Here is a 23,260-nt window from a genome sequence, read left to right on the forward strand (position 1 = left end):
CGCTGCTCATCAATGACCACAGACGACGCCGCCGGCCCTCGGGCCGGCGGCGTGCGTTGGGGCGGGCGGCTGGTGCCGTCGCCGTCAGGCCAGGGCGGGCTCGCGGAGGCGGCCGGCGAGCTCGCGCAGGCGATGACGGAACAGCGGCTGCGGGTCGTCGGTGCCCGGCTGGTAGCCGCGGCTGAAGGTGGTCAGGGCGTTCAGCGCATCGGCGACGAGCTGATCCTCGCGCAGCGAGAAGGCGTTGACGCCGCAACGCGACAGGTAGAAGAGCTGGTCGATCAGCACGTCGCCGACGGCGCGAATCTGGCCCGGGTAACCGTACCGCTCGCGCAGGAGCCGCGCGATGGAGTAGCCGCGGCCGTCGGTGAACTTCGGGAAGTCGACGCCGATCAGCGGCGCCTGCTTGAGCTCATCGGCGAGCGCCGGCGTGAGCTCGGTGTCGCTCGGCAGCCACGGGGCCAGGTCGGCGCGACGCCCGGCGGCCTGCCAGACATCCAGGCGCACCAGGGCCGGACCCTCGGCCGGGGCGGTGTCGTCGTCGTGGCGGATCCAGTCGGCCTCGACGGGACGGCCGTCGACGATCAGCGGGCGGGTGACGGTCTGCTCAGTCATAGACACGCTCCTTGAAGGGTTTGAGGCCGATGCGGCGATAGGTGTCGAGGAAGGTCTCGTCGGGCTGGCGGCTGCCGACATAGACCTGCAGCAGGGTGTCGATCACGCTCGGTACGTCCTCGCGGAAGAAGGAGGGGCCGAGGATCTTGCCGAGCGAGGCGCCGTTGCCCTGGCTGCCGCCCAGCGAGATCTGGTAGTACTCCTCGCCCTTCTTGTCGACGCCGAGGATGCCGATGTGGCCGACGTGGTGATGGCCGCAGGCGTTCATGCAGCCGGAGATGTTGAGCTCCAGCGGGCCCAGGTCGTAGAGGAAGTCGAGGTCCTCGAAGCGCTCCTGGATGGCGTGGGCGACCGGGATCGACTTGGCGTTGGCCAGGCCGCAGTAGTCGCCGCCGGGACAGCAGATCAGGTCGGCCAGGGTGCCCACGGTGGGGTTGGCCATGCCGAGCGCCTCGAGGCGCTGCCAGAGCTCCTCGATGCGATCCACCGGCACGTCGGTGAGCACCAGGTTCTGCTCGTGGGTGACCCGCAGCTCGCCATAGCCGAACTCGTCGGCGAGATCCGCCACCGCGGCCATCTGCTCGGAGGTGACGTCCCCCGGCGAGTGCTCGCGGCGCTTCAGCGACAGGGTCACCGCCTTGTAGCCGGCGACCTTGTGGTCGGTGACGTTGTTGGTGACGAAGCGGGCGAAGGCGCGGTTCTCGCCGCGCAGCCGCTCATAGGCCTCGATCGCCTCGGCAGGCACGGCGCGGCGCTCCGGCTCGACGAAGTGGCCGGCCACGGCCTCGAGGGCCTCGGCGGTGAGGGTCTGGGGACCATCCTTGAGGTGGGCCCACTCCTCCTCGACGCGGCGGCGGAATTCGTCGACGCCCAGCGCCTTGACCAGGATCTTGATGCGCGCCTTGAACTTGTTGTCGCGGCGGCCGAACTGGTTATAGACGCGCACCAGGGCCTCGAGGTAGGTCAGCAGGTGCTGCCAGGGCAGGTCCTCGCGCACCACCTCGGCGATCATCGGCGTGCGCCCGAGGCCGCCGCCGGCCAGTACCTTGATCCGCACCTCGCCGTCGCGGTCGCGCCACAGGCGCAGCCCGACGTCGTGCACCTGGATGGCGGCGCGGTCCTCGGCGGCGCCGGTCACGGCGATCTTGAACTTGCGCGGCAGGAAGGCGAACTCCGGGTGGAAGGTCGACCACTGGCGGATCAGCTCGCACCAGGGGCGCGGATCGACCTCCTCGTCGGCGGCGATTCCCGAGAACTGGTCGGTGGTGGTGTTGCGGATATCGTTGCCGCTGGTCTGGATGGCGTGCATCTGCACGCTGGCGAGCTCGGCGAGAATGTCCGGCACGTCCTCGAGCTTAGGCCAGTTCAGCTGCAGGTTGGTGCGGGTGGTGAAGTGGCCGTAGCCGCGATCGTAGCGGGCGGCGATCTCGCCGAGCTTGCGCAGCTGATTGGAGGCCAGCATGCCGTAGGGAATGGCGATACGCAGCATGGGGGCGTAGCGCTGGATATAGAGGCCGTTCTGCAGGCGTAGCGGCAGAAACTCCTCTTCGCCGAGCTGACCGGCGAGGTAGCGGCGCATCTGGTCGCGGAACTGGGCGACGCGTTCATCGACCAGGGTCTGGTCGTGGGAGTCGTAGCGGTACATGCAGCGCGATCCTGAATCGAGAAAAGGGACGTTGGCGCTACCTTACCCGCTCCCATATATTCTATAAAAGAATAAATCTGCATAGTTTATATGCGAAATGGAATGAGGCGGCATCCCGGCTAGAGTGCCAGGGACTGCCAGCGTCGCCGCTGCCAGATCAGCACGAACCAGGCCGAATTGAGGCAGCGATAGCCCAGCTGCACCCACCAGATGCCGAGCAGCCCCTGCTCGAGCACCACGCCCACCCACCACGCCAGTGGCAGGAACACCAGCCACTGCAGGGAGAGGGTCGCGGTCATCACGGTGCGGTTCGCCCCGGCGCCCAGCAGGGCCTGGGCGAAGACCAGGGCGGCGGCATCCAGCACGATCATCACCGCGGTCAGCTGCAGCGGCAGCCGGCCCAGCTCGACCAGCGCCGGGTCGTGGAGGAAGAGGCGCAGCACCTCCTCGGGGAAGAGCAGCATCGGCAGGGCCAGCACCGCCAGGCCGCACCAGGCCAGGCGCACCACGTCCCAGCCCCAGCGGTGGGCCTCACCGTGGGCCTGGCGCCCCAGCGCCTGGCCGACCAGGCTCATCGCCGCCATGCCGAGCCCCACGCCGGGCAGGATCAGCAGCAGCGACAGGTTCACCAGCACGTGGCCCACCGCGACGCTTTCCGTGTCGATGCGACCGAGGATCCAGAACAGCACGGCGTAGCCCGCCGCGAACCACAGCTGCTGGAAGGAGTGGGGGGTGGCCAGGCGCAGGGTGGTGGTGAGCACGGCGCCGCGGGGACGCTCGGCCAGAAAGCCGCTGCCGGTGGCGTGGCGCAGGCTGAGCGCAGCCCAGATGGCGAGCCCCGCGAAGAGCGAGAGGCTGGTACCGGCGCCGGCACCGGCCGCGCCCATGGCCGGCAGCCCGGCCAGCCCGAAGATCAGTCCCAGGCTCGCGACCACGTTGATGGCATGCATCACCAGGATGATGCGCAGGTAGAGGCCGGTCTGCTGGATGCCGTTCCAGTAGCCGCGAAAGCAGAAGATCATCGCCACCGGGGCGAGCGACACCACCCGCCAGCGGAAGTATTCCACCGCCACTTCGTTGACCGCGGGGTCCTGATTGATCAGCGCCAGCAGGCGCGGCGCCTGCCACAGGCAGAGCAAGGTGAGCGGGACGGCCACGGCCAGCGCGATGGCAAGCCCGGCATTGAGTGCCAGGGCGCGTCGCCCCCAGTCCTCCTCGCCGTGGCGTCGCGCCGTCTGGGCCTGCACCCCCGAGGAGAGCCCGAAGACCATGGCGGTGATCAGGAACATGGCGTAGCCGCCGATGCCGACCCCGGCCAGGGGCACCGAGCCGAGCGAGCCGACCAGGGCGGCATCGATCAGGTTGAGCAGGCTCTGGGTGAGCATGCCCGCGATGATCGGCAGGGAGAGGCGCAGGATCGTCTGGCGGCGGGTGGATTCTGGCAGCATCCGTCTTCCGGGAAGGTGGGGCAAGGGCACAAAGACATGGCCCGCCGAGGCGGGCCAGTGGGGTCAGGCGGGGTCGTAGGAGAGCACCGGCGCGAGCCAGCGTTCGAGTTCCTCGAGGCGCATGGCCTTGCGGCTGGCCAGCGCCTCGACCTGGTCGCGGGTGATCTTGCCGGTGGAGAAGTACTTCGAGCGGGGGTGCGAGAAGTACCAGCCGGCGACGGCGGCCGCGGGCCACATGGCGAAGTTCTCGGTGAGCTCGAGGCCAGCGTTCTCGGTGGCGTCGAGCAGGCGGAACAGGGTCGCCTTCTCGGTGTGGTCGGGGCAGGCCGGGTAGCCCGGTGCCGGGCGAATGCCCTGATACTTCTCTGCGATCAGCGCCTCGTTATCCAGGGTCTCGTCGGGCACATAGCCCCAGAACTCCTTGCGCACCCGCTCATGGAGCCGCTCGGCGAAGGCCTCGGCCAGGCGGTCGGTCAGCGACTGCACCAGGATGGCGTTGTAGTCGTCACCGGCGGCCTTGTACTGCTCGGCGAGGGCCTCGACGCCGTGGCCGGTGGTCACGGCGAAACCGCCGATCCAGTCCGGCTGGCCGCTTTCCTCGCCGCTGGCGTCATAACGGGGCGCCACGAAGTCGGCGAGGCTCTGGCAGACGCCGTCTCGGTTCTTGGTGGTCTGCTGGCGGATGTGGTGCAGCCGCTCGATCACCTCGCGGCGCGACTCGTCGGCGTACACCTCGATGACGTCGTCGTCGACGCTGTTGGCCGGCCACAGGCCGATCACCCCGCGGGCGTGGACCAGCTTCTCGTCGATCAGCTTGGCCAGCATCGCCTGGGCGTCGGCGAAGAGGTGGCGCGCGGCCTCGCCGACCACCTTGTCCTCGAGGATCTTCGGGTACTTGCCGGCCAGCTGCCAGCTCATGAAGAAGGGGGTCCAGTCGATGCGCTCGACCAGCTCCTGGATGTCGTAGTCGTCGAACACCTGGAGGCCGGTAACGGCCGGGCGCGGCGGCGTGTAGCCCTGCCACGCCATGTCGGGCTTGCGGCGTCGCGCCTCGTCGTAGCTGAGGTCGGCGGCCTTGGGGCGGCGCTTGGCATTGCGCTCGCGCACCGTCTCGTATTCGTCGCGAATCTCGGCGATGTAGCTCGGCTTCAGGGCCGGCGAGAGCAGCTTCCCGGCCACGCCCACGGCGCGGGAGGCATCCGAGACGTAGATCACCGGCTGATCGTAGCCCGGTTCGATCTTGACCGCCGTGTGGGCCTTGGAGGTGGTGGCGCCGCCGATCAGCAGCGGCAGGCTGAAGCCCTGGCGCTGCATCTCCTTGGCGACGTGGACCATCTCGTCGAGCGACGGGGTGATCAGCCCGGAGAGGCCGATGATGTCGGCGTTCACTTCCCGGGCGGTCTGCAGGATCTTCTCCGCGGGCACCATCACGCCGAGGTCGATCACCTCGTAGTTGTTGCACTGGAGGACGACGCCGACGATGTTCTTGCCGATGTCGTGGACGTCGCCCTTGACCGTGGCCATCACGATCTTGCCCTTGGCCTGGGTCTCGGCACTCTTCTCGGCCTCGATGTAGGGGATCAGGTAGGCCACCGCCTGCTTCATGACCCGCGCCGACTTGACCACCTGGGGCAGGAACATCTTGCCGGCCCCGAACAGGTCGCCGACCACGTTCATGCCGTCCATCAGCGGCCCCTCGATCACCTCGATGGGGCGCTCGGCACGCTGTCGGGCGAGCTCGGTGTCCTCCTCGATATAGGCGGTGATGCCCTTGACCAGGGCGTGGGAGATGCGCTGCTCGACCTCCCAGGTGCGCCACTCGAGGTCCTCCTTCTTGGCCGGACCGCTGCCGTCGCCCTTGTACTTGTCGGCGAGCTCGAGCAGGCGCTCGGTGGAGTCGCTGCGGCGGTTGAGGACCACGTCTTCCACGGCCTCGCGAAGCTCCGTCGGCAGGTCGTCGTAGACCGCCAGCTGGCCGGCATTGACGATGCCCATGGTCAGGCCGGCGCGCACGGCATGGTAGAGGAACACCGAGTGGATCGCCTCGCGCACCGGGTTGTTGCCGCGAAACGAGAAGGAGACGTTGGAGACGCCGCCGGAGACCATGGCGTGAGGCAGGTGCTCGCGGATCCACTGGGTCGCCTCGATGAAGTCCACGGCGTAGTTGTCGTGCTCCTCGATACCGGTGGCGATGGCGAAGATGTTGGGGTCGAAGATGATGTCTTCCGCCGGGAAGTCCAGCTCGTCGACCAGGATCCGGTAGGCGCGCTCGCAGATCTCGCTCTTGCGGGCGAAGGTGTCCGCCTGACCCGCCTCGTCGAAGGCCATCACCACCACGGCGGCGCCGAAGCGCCGGCAGGCGGTGGCCTGCTCGCGAAAGGCGTCCTCGCCCTCCTTCATGGAGATGGAGTTGACCACCGCCTTGCCCTGCACGCACTTGAGGCCCGCCTCGATGATCGCCCACTTGGAGGAGTCGATCATTATCGGCACCCGGGCGATGTCGGGCTCGCCAGCGATCAGGTTGAGGAAGCGCACCATCGCCTCCTCGGACTCGAGCATCCCCTCGTCCATGTTGATGTCGATGACCTGGGCGCCGTTCTCCACCTGCTCCAGGGCCACCTCCAGGGCCGTGGTGTAGTCTTCCTCGACGATCAGCCGCTTGAAGCGTGCCGAGCCGGTGACGTTGGTGCGCTCGCCGACGTTGACGAACAGCGAGTCGGCCTCGATGTTGAAGGGCTCGAGCCCGGAGAGGCGACAGGCCCGCGAGCGCTCGGGCACCCGGCGCGGGGGCAGGTCCTTGATGGCGGCATGGATCGCCGCGATGTGCTCCGGCGTGGAGCCGCAGCAGCCGCCGATGACGTTGACCAGGCCACTCCGGGCGAACTCGGCGACGATCGCCGCCATCTCCTCGGGGGTCTGGTCGTACTCGCCGAACTCGTTGGGCAGGCCGGCGTTGGGGTGGGCCGAGACGAAGGTGTCGGCCTTGGTCGAGAGCTCCTCGACGTAGGGGCGCAGCTCCTCGGCGCCCAGGGCACAGTTCAGCCCGATGGTGAGCGGTCGGGCGTGGCGTACCGAGTTCCAGAAGGCCTCGGTGGTCTGCCCCGAGAGCGTGCGCCCGGAGGCGTCGGTGATGGTGCCGGAGATCATCACCGGCAGCCGCTCGCCGCGGGCCTCGAAGAGCTCCTCCAGGGCGAAGATCGCCGCCTTGGCGTTGAGGGTGTCGAAGACCGTCTCGATCATGATCAGGTCGGCGCCGCCCTCGATCAGCGACTCGGCGGCCTCACGGTAGTTCTCGCGCAGGGCGTCGAAGGTGACGTTGCGCTTGGCGGGGTCGTTGACGTCCGGCGACAGCGAGGCGGTGCGTGAGGTCGGCCCCAGCACCCCCGCCACGTAGCGCGGCACGCCGCTCTCCTCGGCCACGGCATCGCATACCTGGCGGGCCAGGCGCGCCGACTCGCGATTGAGCTCCGGCACCAGCGCTTCCATGCCGTAGTCCGACTGGGAGAGGCGCGTGCTGTTGAAGGTGTTGGTCTCGATGATATCGGCGCCGGCCTCGAGGTAGTCGCGATGAATGCGCGCCACCAGGTCGGGACAGGTCAGGGCCAGCAGGTCGTTGTTGCCCTTCAGGTCGCTGGGCCAGTCGGTGAAGCGTTCGCCGCGGAACTCCTGCTCGGACAGCTCGGCGTTCTGCAGCATGGTCCCCATGCCGCCATCGAGCATCAGGATGCGACGCGAAAGGCTGTCATGAAGCGAGGCGGTCTGGGCAGTGGGAACGGCGGCCATGGGCGGGTCAATCTCCAGCGAAGAGGCATCAGGGTTCTGGCCGGCAGCGGTGCGCCTGTGGCGTCTTGTCTCGTTGATACGCTGCGGGCCGTGGGCGGCCTGCCGGGATGCGGCACGTCGGCGGGTCGCCGGGGAGCCGGTTATCCTAGCAAAAGCCGGCGCGCCGCGGCAGGGGCGCGACGCGAGCGTCTTTCATGTCGTGCGTGACCGGGCTTCATGCAGCCGGTGGATATAAAACCCAGCAAATCAGTCGGGATTGTGTCGGCCGCGCGGGTCGCTTACCATTGACGCCATCACCCTTTCTGCCTCCGTTGCGACAGTCATCGATGCGACGGGTCACGATAGCGAGAGCACCATGAGCGACAGCATCCAGATCACCGATAGCGCCCAGGAGTACCTCGCCGAGCTGCTCGAGAAGCAGAACGTTGAGGGCATCGCGGTGCGCATCTTCATCACCCAGCCCGGCACGCCCTACGCCGAGACCTGCCTGGCCTACTGCCGTCCCGGCGAGGAGGAGCCCAGCGACGAGCTGCTGGAGCTTCCGAAGCTGCGCGTCTACCTGGACAAGAACAGCCTGGCCTTCCTCGAGGAGGCCGTGGTCGACTTCAATGCCGATCGCATGGGCGGCCAGCTGACCATCAAGGCGCCCAACGCCAAGATGCCCAAGGTCAATGCCGACAGCCCGCTGGAGGATCGCGTCAACTATATCCTCTACAGCGAGATCAACCCCGGCCTGGCCTCCCACGGCGGCGAGATCAAGCTGGTCGAGCTGACCGAGGACCAGGTGGCGATCCTGGCCTTCGGCGGCGGCTGCCAGGGCTGTGCGGCGGTCGACCTGACCCTCAAGGACGGCGTCGAGAAGACCCTGCTCGAGCGCATTCCGGAACTCGCCGGCATTCGCGACGTGACCGATCACTCGGACACCACCAACGCCTACTACCGCTAGGCGCGGCGACCGGCGCCAGGCGCCGGGGAGGCCATCGACCTCCCGGCGTCGCGCTCACTCCTCCCTGGAAGGCCCCGCATTCGCGGGGCCTTCGTCGTTTCCGGCGGGCCGTTCGGTCTCGCTTTCTTGATCGTTCCCGTTACGGTCGCGCTGCGGCGTCACCGGCGCCTGCCACAGGCAGTGATGCAGCTGGGTCTCCAGTTCGCGCAGGCGGCGCGACTGCTCGGCCAGCAGCTGCTTCTGCTCGTCGATGCGCCCCTGCAGCAGGGCCTGCTCGTGCTGCTGGGTGTGCGTGCGTTCCTCGGCCTGCCGGCGCGCCCAGTCGGTCTCGCGATGGCGCTTCTCCTCCTCGGCCAGCGCGCCTCGCGCCTCCTGCACCAGTCGCTCCGTGCGCTCGAGTCGCGTCTCGAGCTGCTGGTGGCGCTGCGCGTGGGTCTTCTCGGCGGCCTGTCGCTCCTGGCGCGCCTCGTCGAGCAGGGCCATCAGCCGCGATTCGCTGCTCTCGTGACGCTTCTCCTCCTGAGCCAGCCGCTCCTGGTGGCGTGACGCCTGGTCGGCCAGCGCCTGCTGATGCTCCTGGGCCTTCTGCTCCTGCGCTTGCTGCAGGTCGGCGAGCTGCTGCTCGAGCCGCGCCTGGTGGCGGGAAAGCTTCGCCTCGCGCTCGGCCAGGGCGTCGCGCTCGGCCTCCCGGCGGGCGAGCTCCCCGCTCTGTTCGCCCAGTCGCTGCTCGATGCTCGCCAGGTGGGTGGAGAGCGCCGACTCCCGCTGCTCGGCGTCCTCGGCGCGTCGTGACGCCTCGCCGGCCTCGTCGCGGGCCGTCTCCACCCGGCCGTCCGCCTCCTGGCGATAGTGGGCGAGCGCCTCGTTGGCGGCGGCCTGGGCCTTCTCCCACAGAGCCTCGGCGAGCTCCTGCAGGGCCGCGGGCATGCCGCGGGGCGGTGGCTGGTCGCGATTATCTTCGCGCTGGGTGCGCCACTCCCGCAGGTGCTCGCTGATGGTGGTGAAGCTGCCGGTGCCGAGCACCTCGCGCACCTTGTGCACGCTCGGGGCTTCGCCTTTCGAGAGCAGGGCGTCGATGGCCCGCTGTACATCCTCGTACCGCACGCCGCTGCGCGCCATGGTCGTGTCCTCGTGGTGGTCTGCCGGCCGTCTGCTGGGCCGTGTCCGGGTTCTCGGCGCCAGTCTACTAGGGAGCGAGCGATTATTGAAGCTAATTACGTAATACGTAAAGCGTAATTATATTTACAGAAGGTGAGATAAAATCAAGATTACGCGGCTTATCTTGATTAAGTGATGGCGTAAGGGCGACACTACACCCTCAGGCAGGAGGGGCGGGGCTATAACGTGGTGCGACGGTCGGCCAGAGGCGGGGAGTACCGCGGCACGCATCGACACGGCGAGCGCGACAGGAAGGAACCGAGACGTTATGAAAGACAAGGAAAATCAGAGGCTTGGTGGAATGAGCGAGAGTCTTGATTCGTCGCCGCTCCCGGATGTAGCGGTCGCGTCGAGGCGACTGTCCGTCGCGGAGCCATACCGCTTGCCGGCGGCGAGTGTGCAAATCGAGGCCGAGAGCGACGCCGAGGCGGTGGCGCGGTGGCTCGCCGAGTATCGAGCGAGCGGGCAGACCCAGCGAGCCTATCGTCGCGAGGCCGAGCGGCTGCTGCTGTGGTTGGGCGAGCAGGGCAGGGGGCTTGGCGAGCTGCGCCGTCATGACCTGGATGCCTTCGAGGCCTTCCTGGCCGATCCGCGCCCGGCCGAGCGCTGGATAGGCCCGGTGCGCCCGCGCGAGGATCCGCGCTGGCGGCCCTTCCGGGGGCCGCTGTCGGCCTCGAGCCGCCGGCAGAGTCTGGTCATCCTGCAGGGCATGTACGCCTGGCTCGTGGAGGCGGGCTGGGTCGGCCACAACCCGTTCCGGCTGATGCGCGACAAGCGCCGCCGCCTGGATAACCGCCAGGGCGGCATCGAGCGCTACCTCGAGCGGCCGCTGTGGGACTGGTTCTGGGCCTGGCTCGATCGGCCGCTACCGGCGGATGCCGCGCCGCGTCAGCGCTTCGAGCGGTCACGCCGCCGGCTGGTCTTCGGCTTCGCCTATCTGCTGGCCCCGCGCATCGGCGAGATGAGCGCGGCGCGCATGAACGATTTCGTGCGCCGCGAGGGGCGCTGGTGGTGGCGGGTGGTGGGGAAGGGCGACAAGGCGGCGCAGGTGCCGGTGCCGCCGGACATGCTGGCCCTGCTGGTGGCTTGGCGGGAGGCCCTCGACCTGCCGCCCCATCCCGCCTCAAATGACGACGGCCCACTGCTCAGGGCGCTGGACGGCGTGCGGGGATTGGGTGACAACCGGCTTTACCGGCTGATACGCGACGCCTTCGGCGAGGCGGCGGACGCCCTGGAGGCCGAGCAGGGCGATGAGGCCCGCGACGCCGCGGCGCGGCTGCGTCAGGCGACGCCCCACTGGCTGCGACATACGGCGCTGACGCACCAGGCCCAGGCCGGGGTGGAGCTTCGCTATCTGGCGGGCACCGCGCGCCATTCGCGGCTCGATACCACCGCGCGCTACCTGCACGCCGAGGACGAGGAGTGGCATCGCCAGCAGGCGCGCCATGGCCTCGGCGACGGGGGCGAAGAGGCAGGGCCTGGCGACGCTGGAGGTTCGAGATGGGGCGCCTGAGTCGGTATACTGATGCCCATTGCTTCGAGGAGAGACCATGAGCACCGAGACCACCGCCGAACAGGCCCAGCAGGAGCTTCTCGACGAGTTCGAGATGTTCGACAACTGGATGGATCGCTACCAGTACATCATCGACATGGGCAAGCAGCTGCCGGCCTTTCCCGAGGAGTGGAAGGTCGAGGAGCTGAAGATCCAGGGCTGCCAGTCCAACGTCTGGATGCACCATCGCCGCGAGGGCGAGACCCTGCACTTCGATGCGGTCTCCGACGCCGCCATCGTCTCCGGGCTGATCGCCGTGCTGATGCGCATCTACAACGATCGCCGGCCGGCGGACATCCGCGGCACCAGCCCGCACTTCCTCAAGGATCTGGGGCTCGACAAGCACTTGTCGCCGACCCGCAGCAACGGCCTCAACGCCATGCTGGAGCGGATCTATCGGGTGGCCGAACAGGAAGTTGCGTGACAGGCGCGCGCGAGACCTGAATCGACGCGCACGGGCGGTGAGGAGCCGGGGAGGGCGTGCCGCCTTCATCTGATGCCCGGTCGGATGCAGCTTCCGGGGCGTGGCGCCGCCTCACCGCGACGCGTAAACTCATCGCCCCTCCATACGGTCGATGTTGCGCTGCCATGAAGATCAGCCCCCTGCCTCCCCTGAACAGCCTCGTGGCCTTCGAGTCGGCGGCCCGACACCTCAGCTTCACGCTGGCGGCCGATGAGCTCCATGTGACCCAGGGCGCGATCAGTCGCCAGATTCGCGGTCTCGAGGACTATCTGGGCAAGCCGCTCTTCGAACGAGCCAACCGCAGCGTCAAGCTGACCGCGGTGGGTCAGCGCTATGCTCAGACTATCCACCATTCGCTGAACGACATCGCGTCGATCACCGACGAGGTGCGCAGCTGGCAGGGCATGCACCAGCTTACCGTGGCCACCACCAGCGCCATGGCCTCGCTCTGGCTGCTGCCCAAGATCTCCGAGTTCCAGCGCGAACACGAAAACATCGAGCTGCGGATCGTCGCCATCGAACAGCTCCGCGACCTGGCCCGAGTGGAGTGCGACGTCGCGCTTTTCTATTGCCGCACGCCCCCTCCCGCGATGCAGGCCACGACGCTCTTCCACGAGGAGGCCTTTCCGGTGTGCAGCCCCAGCTATCTGGAGAAGTACGGTCCCTTCTCGGGGCCCGAGGCGCTGCTCGACTGCACCTTGCTGTCGCTGGAGGATGCCGACAAGGACTGGATGAGCTGGAAGCAGTGGTTCACCGAGGTGGGCGTCGTCTCACGCCCTCCGCGCCGCCGGCTCAACATCAACAGCTACTCGATGCTGGTGCAGGCGGCGATGATGGACCAGGGGGTGGCGCTGGGCTGGAGCCAGCTGGTGGACGACTATCTGGAGCGTGGCCAGCTGGTGCGGCCGGTGGAGACGGTGCTGCGCACCCCGGCGCGCTTCTGCCTGCTCGAACGCGGCGAGACGCCGTCGCAGCGTCGGGGGGGCAAGGCCTTCCGGGAGTGGCTGCTCGAGACCGTGCCCCGGGAGGTCGGGGACCTGGGCCTGAATTAAGGTCCCGATCAGTGCCCGCAACACGACGAGGCCCGGCGTCTGCCGGGCCTCGTCGTGTTGCGTTGGGCGCGTCTCAGGCCTGCGCGACCGCCGTCTCGCGGCGCGGCGCGGCCGTCGGGGCGGCCTCGGTCTTGCCGCTGTGATGATCGAGGTCCTCCGCCGCGGGCCGGACCTGGGCCGGCAGCATGGCCGCGGCGATGGGTTCCCGGCGCAGGGTGCGGTACAGGCTCAGGGTCATCACCAGGATGAACATCGCGATGGGCAGTCCGGCGATAATCGAGGCGGTCTGGATCGTCTTGAGCCCCCCGGCGTAGAGCAGCGCGCCGGCGATGCAGCCGATCACCAGGCCCCAGATCACCCGGATCGGCTGGGGCGGCTCCGGGCTGCCCATGCTGTCCAGGGTGCAGAGTACCAGGGTGCCGGAGTCCGCCGAGGTGATGAAGTAGGTCGCCAGCAGCAACACGGCCATGATCGACAGCACACTACCCAGTAGTCCCGGGTCCAGGGTGTCGAACAGCGTGAACAACGCCAGGGTGGTGTCCTCCTTGGTTGCCTGGAGCACCGCCCCGCCGGCGAAGTCACCCTCTGCCACCGCCTCGCCGCTGGCCACCGCCTGCTCGTGTGCCTGGCGCGCCTGCTGCTCCTGGAACAGCGCGCTGCCGCCGAACACCGACATCCACACGAAGGTCACCAGGGTCGGCACCAGCAGGGCCCCGCCGATCAGCTCACGGATGGTGCGGCCCCGGGAGATGCGGGCGATGAACATGCCGACGAAGGGCGCCCAGGTCATCCACCAAGGCCAGTAGAAGGCGGTCCACCAGTTCTGCCAGCCGCTGTCGGCGTTGGCGTCGCTCCACAGGCTCAGGCCGATCAGGTTGTCGGCGTAGTCCCCGGTACTCTGCAGCAGGGTGTTAAGGATGTAGCGGGTCGGCCCGATGGCCAGCACGATCGCGACGATCGCCACCGACAGCAGCATGTTCCACTCCGAGAGCCGGCGGATGCCCCGGCCCACGCCGGACATCACCGAGGCGATGGCGAACAGCGTGATCACCGCGATCATGGCCAGCTGGATGCCGATGCCATTGGACACCCCGAAGACGTTATGCAGGCCGCTGTTCATCTGGATGACGCCCAGACCCAGCGACTGGGAGACGCCGAAGGCGGTGATCGCCACGGTGAGGATATCGACGGTGTGGCCGATGGGGCCGTAGATGCGATCGCCGATGAAGGGGTAGAGGATCGAGCGCAGGGTCAGCGGCAGGCCCTTGCGGTAGGCGAAGTAGGCCAGCGCCAGGGCCACGATGATGAAGGTCGCCCAGGGGTGCAGGCCCCAGTGGAAGAAGGTCAGGCGCATGGCCATGCTGGCCGAGGCGCCATCCATCCCATCGCTGAAGGGGTTGTCGGCGTAGTGCCACATCGGCTCGGCCACCGACCAGAAGACCAGGCCGATGCCCATGCCCCCCGAGAACAGCATGCTCACCCAGGAGACGAAGCTGAAGTCGGGGCGCTCGTCATCCTTGCCCAGCCGGATATGCCCGAAGCGGCTGACCATCAGGTAGAGCAGGAAGGCCAGTACGCCGCTGACCACGGCGAGGTAGAACCACTTGGCGTTGTTGAGGACGGTCGTCGAGATGTCCTGGAAGATGGCGCCGGCTCGTTCAGCGAGCACGGCGCAGAAGATCACGAAGCCGATGACCAGCACCTTGGAGGCGATGGTCACCGTGGGGTTGAGGCCCTTGAAGAGGCCACTTTCTGAGCGCATGGCGTCACTCTCGTTTGTTATTGATTCAGGGGACGTCGGGGAGGGAGGGGTCACGAGGACCCGCCGAGAAGGGTGGGGACTTTGCGGGGTGTCGGCAACGCATGTTTTCTCATCGAACGATGAGAAAGGCTCATCCGATGGCGCGCCGGTTGCGCCGTGTTATCGCCGGATAAACAGGCATGCAGTCTGTTTACTCAGTAATGCGCCTTTCGTCTAATGGATGAGGATGGATCATGGAATGATGCCGAATCATCGATTGTCGCCGCGCCGTGCCGCTACCAGACTCGCCTCCACCAGCCGGAACCCCCGGTAGGGCCACAACCAGATAATGACTCGCCCGTTCCCGTGAGGAGGCCAAGATGACCCTGACCCCATCCCTGATTCCCGCCCGCCAGCTCGATGACGTGCTCGCGCCCATCGAGGCGGCCACCGGCATGCCCAACGAGGCCTACGTCAGCGAGGCCTACTTCGCCGCCGAGCGCGACCGCGTGATGGCCGGCACCTGGGTGTGTGTCGGCTTCGCCAGCGACCTGATCAAGAGTGGCTACGTGAAGCCGGTCGACTTCATGGGCCTGCCGCTCTTGATGATGCGCAACAAGGAGGGCGAGACCCAAGTCTTCCATAACGTCTGCAGCCACCGCGGCATGCAGCTGGTCGCCGAGGAGGGCGAGGTGCAGGGCGTGATCCGCTGCCCCTACCACTCCTGGACCTATGATCTGGACGGCAATCTGCGCGGCACGCCGCACATCGGCGGCGTCGGTCAGCACAAGGTCGACGGCTTCAAGTGCGAGAAGCATGGCCTCAAGCCCATTCGCAGCGCCGTCTGGATGGACATGGTGTTCGTAAATCTCGACGGCCAGGCGACCGAGTTCGCCGAGCACGTGGCGCCCTTGGAGAACCGCTGGCGCGACTTCATCGGCGCGGACGGCTTCGACCTGCTGCGTCGCGTCAACATGGGCGGCAACCTCGAGATCACCGTCAACTGCAACTGGAAGCTGGCGGTGGAGAACTACTGCGAGAGCTACCACCTGCCGTGGGTGCACCCGAGCCTGAACACCTACTCGCGCCTCGAGGACCACTACAACATCCAGTTCGGCGAGCATTTCTCCGGGCAGGGCAGCCTGGCCTACCGCCTCTCCGACGTGGCCGGCACACGCCTGCCCAAGTTCCCGTCCTGGCCCAAGGACAAGATGGAGCATGCCGAGTACGTCTCCTTCTTTCCCAACGTGCTGCTCGGTATCCAGGCCGACCACGCCTTCGCCATGATGCTCGAGCCGGTCTCCGCCGGGCAGACCGTGGAGCACCTGCGCGTCTACTACGTCGGCGACGAGGCCACCCAGGACGCCTATGCGGCCTGCCGCACCTCCACCCTGGAATCCTGGCGGGTGGTCTTCGGCGAGGACATCGCGGCCGTCGAGGGCATGCAGCGCGGCCGCCAGTCGCCGGGCTTTCAGGGCGGGGTCTTCTCGCCGGTGCTGGATCACCCGACCCACTTCTTCCACCAGTGGGTGGCACGCCGCGTGCGCGGCGACGCCGAGGCCGCCTGATCGCCCCATCCCCCTGACTGGAGTCCCCTGATGAGCAAGTTCGACCGTTACTACAACTATATCGACGGCGCCTGGACGGGCGCCGAGACCTGGCTGATGGTCGCCGACCCGGCCACCGACGAGCCCTACGCCGAGATCGCCGAGGCCGGCCTAGAGGATGCCGACGCCGCCATGGCCGCGGCGCGACGCTGCGTGGCGTCGGGCGCGCTGAGCGCGGTGCGCCCGGCCCAGCGGGTGACCTGGCTGCTGGCCATCGCCGATGAGCTCAAGGCGCTGACCGAGGAGGCGGCCCTGGTGCTGTGCCGCGAGAACGGCAAGTCCCTGGACGTGGCCCGCGGCGAGTTCGAGGAGGCCGCCCGCTACTTCGAATACTACGCCGGCATGGCCGACAAGATCGAAGGTACCTCGATCCCGCTGGGCGACGACTACGTCGACTTCACGAGCTTCGAGCCCATGGGCGTGTCGGTGCAGATCGTGCCCTGGAACTTCCCGCCCTCGATTTGCGCCCGTTCCCTGGCGCCGGCGCTGGCCGCCGGCAACGCCGTGGTGATCAAGTCGCCGGAGATCTCCCCGCTGGCGATGACCTTCCTGATGACCGCCTGCGAGCGCGCCGGCCTGCCGAAGGGCGCGGTCAACCTGCTGTGCGGCAAGGGCTCGGTGGTCGGCGCCCACCTGGTCAAGCATCGCGACGCCAACCAGATCGTCTTCACCGGCTCGGTGCCCACCGGCCAGCGCATCCTGCGTGACGCCGCCGAGCGGGCCACGCCGAGTGTCATGGAACTGGGCGGCAAGTCCGCGGCCATCGTGCACGCCGATGCCGACATCGAGCAGCTCGTCGACAGCGTCGAGGCGGGCATCTTCTTCAATGCCGGCCAGGTCTGCTCCGCCATGTCCCGGCTGCTGGTGCATCGCTCGCGCTTCGATGAGGTGGTCGAGCGGCTGCGGGCGCTGGCCGAGGGGCTATCCATCGGGCCCGGCATCGACAACCCGGACCTGACCCCGCTGGTCTCGCGGGCCCAGCTCGAGCAGGTCGAGGCCATGTGCCGTCGTGCCATCGAGGCCGGGGCGACCTGCCTCACGGGCGGTGAACGCGTGGCGGGAGTGAAGGGCTACTTTATGCAGCCGACGCTGTTCACCGATGTGGCTGTGGACAGCGAGATCTTCCAGGCGGAGGTCTTCGGCCCGGTGCTGGTGATCCATCCCTTCGACACCGAGGACGAGGCCGTCGAACTCGCCAACGGCACCGAATTCGGCCTGGTGGCCGGCGTGTTCGACACTCGCCTCGACCGGGCCCTGCGCACCGCGCGGCGCCTGCGCGGCGGCCAGGTGTTCATCAACGAGTGGTTCGCCGGCGGCGTGGAGACCCCCTTCGGCGGCGTGGGCCTTTCGGGCTTCGGCCGCGAGAAGGGCCAGGAGGCGCTCTACAGCTACGTCCAGACCCGCAACATCGCCGTGCGCATCAAGGGCGCGTGAAGGAGGTCCCGATGAAGAAATGGCTCTGCATCATCTGCGGCCTGATCTACGACGAGGCCGAAGGCTGGCCGAGCGACGGCATCGCCCCCGGCACTCGCTGGGAGGACGTGCCGGAGGACTGGCTGTGCCCGGATTGCGGCGTGGGCAAGGCGGATTTCGAGATGCTCGAGATCACCGATGACGCGCCGGCCGCGTCGGCGCCGGTGGCGCCGACGCCCCTGGCCGATGGCGTGGCCGCCCCGGCGGCGACCGTCGCCGCGCCGCGGTCCGCGACCCCGGCCGGCCCGCTGGTGATCATCGGCAGCGGCCATGCCGGCTACGGGCTGGCCGAGGCGGTGCGTGCCCGGGACCCGGAGCGCGAGATCCACGTGGTCACCGCCGACGACGGCGGCCTCTACGCCAAGCCGGCGCTCTCCAACGCCTTCGCGCTGGGCAAGGACGCCGAGGCCCTGCTCGACGAGCCGGCGCTGGCCATCGAGAAACGCCTGAACATCCGTGTGCACGCCTTCTGCCCGGTGGAGCGCCTCGACGCCGAGGCCAAGCGCCTGCATACCCGGCTGGGCGCGCTGGACTACGGCCAGCTGGTGCTGGCCACCGGGGCGAGCCCGATCCGTATCCCGGTGGAAGGCGAGCCCGGTGCGCTGCTCTCGGTCAACGACCGCGGCGACTATGGCGAGCTGCGCCGGCGCCTCGACGCCCTCGGTCGCCCGGCACGGGTCATCATCGTCGGCGACGGCCTGATCGGCTGTGAATTCGCCAACGACCTGGCGCTGGCCGGCCACGCGGTCGAGGTAGTGGGCCTGGCCGAACGGCCGCTGCCGCGGCTGCTCCCCGAGGTGGGAAGCGAGGTGCTGCGCGAGGCACTCGCGGCCCTGGGCGTAGGCTGGCACCTGTCCCGCTCGGTGGTCAGCGTCGCCGCCGAGGAGGGCGGCTACCGGCTGACCCTGACCGACGGCAGCACGCTCGAGGCGGATCTCGTGGTCAGCGCCGTGGGCCTCGCCCCCAATGTCGAGCTGGCCCGGGCGGCCGGCGTCGACTGCGGGCGCGGCATCCGGGTGGACGACTACCTGGCCACCTCGCTGCCGGACGTCCATGCCCTGGGCGATGCCGTGGAGCTCGACGGCCAGCTGCTGCCCTATCTGGCGCCGATCAACGCCGGGCTGCGCGCCCTGTCGGAGACGCTGACGGGCACGCCGACGGCGGTCAGCTATCCGGTGATGCCGGTGATGGTCAAGACGCCGGCGGCCCCGGTCTGCGCGGTGGTGCCCCCGGCCGAGGTGGCGGTCACGTGGCACGTCACCGCCACCGTCGATGGCATCGAGGCCGGCGCCTACGATGCCGGCGGCCGGCTGCTGGGCGTCGCCCTGGTGGGCGAGGCGGCCATGGCCCGACGCAGCGACTGGATCAAGGCCTGCGGCCACGCTCAGGCGGCCTGAGAAATCATTATCCAAATCACGCATGCGGCGCCCGACGGGCGCCGCCTTCTTCCGAGCCGCCGGCCTGGCCGGCGATGACGTCGCGCCCCGGCGCGGCGGAGGTCCAGGATGTCACAAGCAACCCTTCCCCGTGACGACAAGTGCAACGGCTGGTACCAGATGCTCGACGCCCCGGCCCCGGCGCGTCGCCTCAACTCGAACGAGACCGCCGACTGGCTGGTGATCGGCGCCGGCTTCACCGGCCTGGCCGCGGCCCGGCGCGTCGCCGAGCTGCGCCCTGATGATCGCGTGGTGCTGCTGGAGGCCCTGCGGATCGGCCAGGGCGCCTCGGGGCGCAACACCGGCTTCGTCATCGACCTGCCCCACAAGCGTGATCTCGAGGGCGACGACCTGGCCCACAAGCAGAAGCTGCTGTCGCTCAACCGCGCCGCGGTGGACGACCTGGAGGCCCTGGTGCGGCACCACGGCATCGACTGCGGCTGGTCCCGGGCCGGCAAGTACCAGGGCGCGGTGGGCGAGCGTGGCCTGAAGTACCTCGACCACTTCGAGACCCTGCTCAAGGAGTTCGACTATCCCTACCGGCGCCTGGAGCGCGACGCACTGGCGCCGATTCTCGGCACCCGCCACTACGCGGGAGCTATCTACACGGCCAATACCGCGCTGATGCAGCCCGCCGCCCTGGTGCGGGGCCTCGGCGAGACGCTGCCGGCCAATGTCGCGCTCTTCGAGCACTCCCCGGTGGTCAGCCTGACCCGCAGCGGCGGCAAGTGGTGCGCCACCACGCCGGAAGGCGAGGTGCGGGCGACCAACCTGCTGCTGGGCTCGAACATCTATGCCCGGGAGTTCGGCTTCCTCAAGCATCGCATGCTGCCGGTGATGACCTTCGCCAGCATGACCCGGGCGCTCGGCGACGAGGAGATGGCGCTGTTCTCCTCGGCACCCCATCATTTCGGCCTGACGCCCGCCGACCATGCCGGCACCACGGTCAGACTGACCCCGGACCGGCGACTGATCATCCGTAACCAGTACCGTTTCGTGCCCCGCTACCACGACGACCTGGCCGAGCGGGCCCGGATCCGGCAGGGGCATCGCGACTCCTTCGAGGCCCGCTACCCCGAGCTGGCCCATGTCCCCTTCGAGGCCACCTGGGGCGGGGCCTGCGGGCTGTCGCGCAATTACGCGGCCTTCTTCGGCAAGGTGGGCGACGCTGCCTGGATGTCCGGCGTCCACCAGAGCGTCGGCGCGGCGCGGGGCACCATCTCCGGCAAGCTGCTGGCGGAGCTGGCCACCGGCGAGGACTCCTCGCAGCTGGCCGACATGCTGGCGGTCTCCGGCACGCCGGCGCTCAATCCGCCGGAGCCCCTGCTGAGCCTCGGGGTGAAGGCGCGCATGAAGCAGGCGGCCTGGGCCAGTCGCAGTGAACTCTAGGGAAACGCTGATTGATTGCTGCGCTCGGCGACGTGTCAGTCGTCATGCGAGATAACGATGGCCGACTTTCTTGCGGCCTCTCCACCTTCTCCTCGGCGAGAGGCGCCGGGGCAGGGTGCAGCGAAGGTCATTCGCCATGGATAGCGAACGTAGCGCCCAGGGAAGGGTTCACAGCGCCTTCGCGGAGACCTGCCTCCGCGCCATCCTCCCTATCCCGACACCTCCTATCGACTGGATATTAGTTATGAACGAGTCCCCCAGCCGCGCCCTCAAGTTCGACCACCGCGACACGACCTTCCGCCATCGCGGCGGGCCGCCCGGCCATGCCGAGATCGGCCGCACCGTGGACACCACTCTGAGCACCACCATGGGCGCTGGGTTCGCCCGCTGGGAAGGGGCCGAGGTGGCCTGGACGGTCCTCTACGACGAGGTGATCTTCGTGATCGAGGGCGAACTTCGCGTCACCGCCGCCGGGGAGACCCATCGCGTCACCCCCGGCCAGATGCTGTGGATCCCCGAGGGCACCGAGCTGATCTACGCCGGCCAGGCGCTGTTCGGCTATGCGCTCTATCCGGGCAACTGGAAGGAGAGCCTGCAGGCGGGCAGGGGGCAGGCTGCAGTGTAGCGGGTCAGCGGGGATCCTGCGGCCTGTGGGGCGGGCGGCAATAGAAGTTCTCGTCGAGCTCCGGGTCCTCGCGGCACAGCTGCTCGCTCGGGCCGCCGGGTACCGGGTCGATGCCGCCGGCGCCGCCGGGGTGGCAGCGCGCGATGCGCTTGATGCCCAGCCAGGCGCCGCGCAGCGGGCCATGCACCCGCAGGGCCTCCGCCGTGTAGGCCGAGCAGCTCGGCCAGTAGCGGCAGCGCGGCCCGAGAAGTGGGCTCAGCGTCACCTGGTAGAGTCTCACCAGGGCGATCATCAGCCCGCCCAGGGCGCGTGACAGCAGGGCCAGGAGGCGCCTCACGGATCAGCCCTTTTCATTTCGGCCCTTTCCATCTCAGCCCTTCTTATCTCAGGCCTTGGCATAGAGCGTGTCGGGGTCGATCAGCGGGTCGCTGCTGATGCGCGCCTCGTCGCCCTCCAGCGCCACATAGAAGCAGCTGCGCCGTCCGCTGTGGCAGGCCGGCCCGGTCTGGTCCACCTGCAGCAGCAGGGTGTCGCCATCGCAGTCCAGGGCGGCGGCCTTGAGATGCTGCTGCTGGCCCGAGGATTCCCCCTTGCGCCACAGCTTGCCGCGGGAGCGCGACCAGTAGCAGACCCGGCCGGTGCGCAGGGTCTCGTCCACGGCGTCGCGATTCATCCACGCCATCATCAGCACCTCGCCGCTGTCGTGCTGCTGGGCGATGGCGGGAATCAGCCCGTCGGCATTGAAGCCCACGGCATCGAGGATCTCGGCCAGGGGCCGGCGGGTGTCGCGGGGGGCCCGCTCGAGGGCCTTGAAGGATGTGCTCATGGGGACTCCGCGGAAACGGCGGGGGGAAGGCTCTGCCGGCAGGCGTCGCACTGGCCCAGCAGTTCGATGGTCTGGCGCTGGACCTCGAAGCCCAGCTCCCTGGCGCGTCGTGTCAGGTGATCGTTGACCTCATCCAGGTGCAGCTCCTCGACGCGGCCGCAGTGGCGGCAGATCAGCAGCTGGAAGCCGTGGGCGTGCTCCGGGCAGGGGCAGGCCACGTAGGCATTGAGCGACTCGATGCGATGCACCAGCCCTTGGTCGATGAGGAACTCGAGGGCCCGGTAGACGGTGGGCGGACGCGCCGCGGCGTGTTCGGCCGCCAGGCGGTCGAGCAGCTCGTAGGCCTTCAGGCCGCCGCGGGTCGTGGCGATCAGCTCCAGCACGCGGCGGCGGATCGGCGTGAAGCGCGCGCCGCGCTGCTGGCACTGCTGCTCGGCCTGGCGGATCATGTCACGGGGGTCGGTCATGGCACCCGAAGCGGTGGCTGGAGGAAGCGCATATTCTACGCGGCCGCCCGGTGAGGAGCCAGCCGGCGCCTCAGGCCGTCTCGCGCAGCTCGCTCGAGCGGGCGAAGTGGTGCTGCGAGAAGACGACGCGCTCCTCGGCGGATACGCCGTCGGGCTGGCGTTCGATCAGGTCGAGCCGTGAGCGCAGCCCCTCGCCGTTGGCCATCTGGATCGCCAGGCCCGGACGGGCATTGAGCTCGAGCAGCATGGGACCGTGGGCGCGATCGAGCACCATGTCGGTGCCGAGATACCCCAGGCCCGTCATCTCGTAGCAGCCGGCGGCGAGCATCAGCAGGGTCTCCCAGCCGGGGATGTGCAGGCTGGCGAGCTCGTGGCCGGTATCCGGATGGTCGTGACGGGTGCGGTCGAACTGCACGCCGCGAATCGCCGTGCCGCTGGCGATATCGATGCCCACGCCCACGGCGCCCTGGTGCAGGTTGGCCTTGCCGTCCGACGCCGCCGTGGAGAGGCGCATCATCGCCATCACCGGGTAGCCCTTGAAGACGATGACGCGGATATCGGGGACGCCCTCGTAGGTGTACTCGGCGAAGGAGTCGTCGAAGTTGATCAGCGCCTCGACCAGCGCCACGTCGGGCGAGCCGCCCAGCGAGTAGAGCCCCGAGAGGATGTTGGAGACGTGACGCTCCACGTCCTCGAGGCTCAGCCGGGCGCCGCTCGGCTTGATGTAGCGATCGCCCTCGACCCGTTCGATGACCAGGATGCCCTTGCCGCCGCTGCCCTTGGCCGGCTTGATCACGAAGCCCGAGTGGCCGGTGAGCATCTCGCGGATATGCTTGACGCCGAACTGGGTGGTCACGGTGCCGATCAGGGCCGGCGTGGTGATGCCGTACTCCTGGGCCAGCAGCTTGGTCTTGAGCTTGTCATCCACCAGCGGATAGAGCCGCCGATTGTTGTAGCGACCGATGTAGCGGATGTTGCGCCGGTTCATGCCGATGATGTCCTTGGCGCGCAGGCGCGCGGGGGTCGTCCACATG

General features: G+C 68.6%; 19 protein-coding genes and 1 pseudogene. 10 read left to right on the forward strand and 10 right to left on the reverse strand.

The genetic code is table 11. The features are described 5' to 3' along the window. Window positions 1–84: 84 nt before the first annotated feature. The 4 genes from ACGTNG_RS16580 to metH all read right to left on the reverse strand — a co-directional run bounded on the left by ACGTNG_RS16580 (window position 85) and on the right by metH (window position 7,491). Complete coding sequence (locus ACGTNG_RS16580) at window positions 85–615, reverse strand: DUF934 domain-containing protein (RefSeq protein ID WP_394797625.1); 531 nt, start codon at window positions 613–615, stop codon at window positions 85–87. Then, on the reverse strand, window positions 608–2,260 hold the full coding sequence (locus tag ACGTNG_RS16585; RefSeq protein ID WP_394797626.1) for a nitrite/sulfite reductase: 1,653 nt from the start codon (window positions 2,258–2,260) through the stop codon (window positions 608–610). Before ACGTNG_RS16585 ends, ACGTNG_RS16580 begins: the two co-directional genes overlap by 8 nt. A 119-nt stretch (window positions 2,261–2,379) precedes the next feature. Then, window positions 2,380–3,708: an MATE family efflux transporter gene (locus ACGTNG_RS16590; protein ID WP_394797627.1), complete on the reverse strand. Its 1,329-nt coding sequence runs from the start codon at window positions 3,706–3,708 to the stop codon at window positions 2,380–2,382. 63 nt (window positions 3,709–3,771) lie between these two features. Beyond that, a complete protein-coding gene (metH, locus tag ACGTNG_RS16595) occupies window positions 3,772–7,491 on the reverse strand; it encodes a methionine synthase (RefSeq protein WP_394797628.1) in 3,720 nt (1,239 codons plus the stop codon). A 355-nt stretch (window positions 7,492–7,846) separates the two neighbouring features. Between metH and nfuA the strand changes: the two genes are divergently transcribed. Further along, window positions 7,847–8,437, forward strand: a complete 591-nt coding sequence (gene nfuA / locus ACGTNG_RS16600) for a Fe-S biogenesis protein NfuA (RefSeq protein WP_394797629.1) — start codon at window positions 7,847–7,849, stop codon at window positions 8,435–8,437. 54 nt (window positions 8,438–8,491) lie between these two features. Here nfuA and ACGTNG_RS16605 read toward each other — a convergent pair whose 3' ends face one another. Continuing rightward, on the reverse strand, window positions 8,492–9,556 hold the full coding sequence (locus tag ACGTNG_RS16605) for a DNA-binding protein (protein ID WP_394797630.1): 1,065 nt from the start codon (window positions 9,554–9,556) through the stop codon (window positions 8,492–8,494). A 436-nt stretch (window positions 9,557–9,992) separates the two neighbouring features. On the opposite strand from ACGTNG_RS16605, the gene ACGTNG_RS16610 reads away from it, so the two are divergent. The 3 genes from ACGTNG_RS16610 (at window position 9,993) to gcvA (ending at window position 12,662) form a co-directional block, all read left to right on the forward strand. Next, entirely contained in the window at window positions 9,993–11,108 is a 1,116-nt protein-coding gene (locus tag ACGTNG_RS16610; protein ID WP_394797631.1) for a tyrosine-type recombinase/integrase, read from the forward strand. Between the two features lie 37 nt (window positions 11,109–11,145). After that, window positions 11,146–11,571, forward strand: a complete 426-nt coding sequence (locus tag ACGTNG_RS16615) for a SufE family protein (RefSeq protein WP_394797632.1) — start codon at window positions 11,146–11,148, stop codon at window positions 11,569–11,571. 164 nt (window positions 11,572–11,735) lie between these two features. Next, entirely contained in the window at window positions 11,736–12,662 is a 927-nt protein-coding gene (gcvA, locus tag ACGTNG_RS16620) for a transcriptional regulator GcvA (protein WP_394797633.1), read from the forward strand. A 73-nt stretch (window positions 12,663–12,735) separates the two neighbouring features. On the opposite strand, the gene ACGTNG_RS16625 is transcribed toward gcvA, so the two are convergent. Further along, entirely contained in the window at window positions 12,736–14,424 is a 1,689-nt protein-coding gene (locus ACGTNG_RS16625) for a BCCT family transporter (RefSeq protein ID WP_394797634.1), read from the reverse strand. Between the two features lie 359 nt (window positions 14,425–14,783). Between ACGTNG_RS16625 and ACGTNG_RS16630 the strand changes: the two genes are divergently transcribed. From ACGTNG_RS16630 to ACGTNG_RS16655, 6 genes and pseudogenes are all read left to right on the forward strand, one after another. Further along, on the forward strand, window positions 14,784–15,971 hold the full coding sequence (locus tag ACGTNG_RS16630) for an aromatic ring-hydroxylating oxygenase subunit alpha (RefSeq protein ID WP_394797635.1): 1,188 nt from the start codon (window positions 14,784–14,786) through the stop codon (window positions 15,969–15,971). Window positions 15,972–16,001: 30 nt separating this feature from the next. After that, a complete protein-coding gene (locus tag ACGTNG_RS16635; RefSeq protein WP_394797636.1) occupies window positions 16,002–17,444 on the forward strand; it encodes an aldehyde dehydrogenase family protein in 1,443 nt (480 codons plus the stop codon). A gap of 11 nt (window positions 17,445–17,455) precedes the next feature. Then, a pseudogene (locus tag ACGTNG_RS16640) lies at window positions 17,456–17,617 on the forward strand (rubredoxin); the annotation flags it as partial. Beyond that, window positions 17,606–18,880, forward strand: a complete 1,275-nt coding sequence (locus ACGTNG_RS16645; protein WP_394797736.1) for an NAD(P)/FAD-dependent oxidoreductase — start codon at window positions 17,606–17,608, stop codon at window positions 18,878–18,880. The pseudogene ACGTNG_RS16640 and the gene ACGTNG_RS16645, both read left to right, overlap by 12 nt. A gap of 108 nt (window positions 18,881–18,988) precedes the next feature. Continuing rightward, entirely contained in the window at window positions 18,989–20,308 is a 1,320-nt protein-coding gene (locus ACGTNG_RS16650; RefSeq protein WP_394797637.1) for an NAD(P)/FAD-dependent oxidoreductase, read from the forward strand. A gap of 244 nt (window positions 20,309–20,552) precedes the next feature. Next, on the forward strand, window positions 20,553–20,933 hold the full coding sequence (locus ACGTNG_RS16655; RefSeq protein ID WP_394797638.1) for a EutQ-related cupin domain-containing protein: 381 nt from the start codon (window positions 20,553–20,555) through the stop codon (window positions 20,931–20,933). 4 nt (window positions 20,934–20,937) lie between these two features. Here the strand turns inward: ACGTNG_RS16655 and yidD are convergent, their stop codons facing one another. From yidD to ACGTNG_RS16675, 4 genes are all read right to left on the reverse strand, one after another. Beyond that, window positions 20,938–21,225: a membrane protein insertion efficiency factor YidD gene (gene yidD, locus ACGTNG_RS16660; RefSeq protein ID WP_394797737.1), complete on the reverse strand. Its 288-nt coding sequence runs from the start codon at window positions 21,223–21,225 to the stop codon at window positions 20,938–20,940. Between the two features lie 93 nt (window positions 21,226–21,318). Beyond that, window positions 21,319–21,759 carry a phosphoribosyl-AMP cyclohydrolase gene (gene hisI, locus ACGTNG_RS16665; protein WP_394797639.1) on the reverse strand — a complete coding sequence of 147 codons (441 nt, stop codon included), beginning with the start codon at window positions 21,757–21,759 and terminating at the stop codon, window positions 21,319–21,321. After that, entirely contained in the window at window positions 21,756–22,226 is a 471-nt protein-coding gene (locus tag ACGTNG_RS16670; protein WP_394797640.1) for a Fur family transcriptional regulator, read from the reverse strand. Before ACGTNG_RS16670 ends, hisI begins: the two co-directional genes overlap by 4 nt. Before the next feature lie 70 nt (window positions 22,227–22,296). Next, a complete protein-coding gene (locus ACGTNG_RS16675) occupies window positions 22,297–23,259 on the reverse strand; it encodes an alpha-L-glutamate ligase-like protein (RefSeq protein ID WP_394797641.1) in 963 nt (320 codons plus the stop codon). Between the last annotated feature and the right edge of the window lies 1 nt (window position 23,260).

The sequence above is a fragment of the Halomonas sp. B23F22_3 genome (assembly GCF_043496965.1).
In the GTDB taxonomy this organism is placed as follows: domain Bacteria; phylum Pseudomonadota; class Gammaproteobacteria; order Pseudomonadales; family Halomonadaceae; genus Halomonas.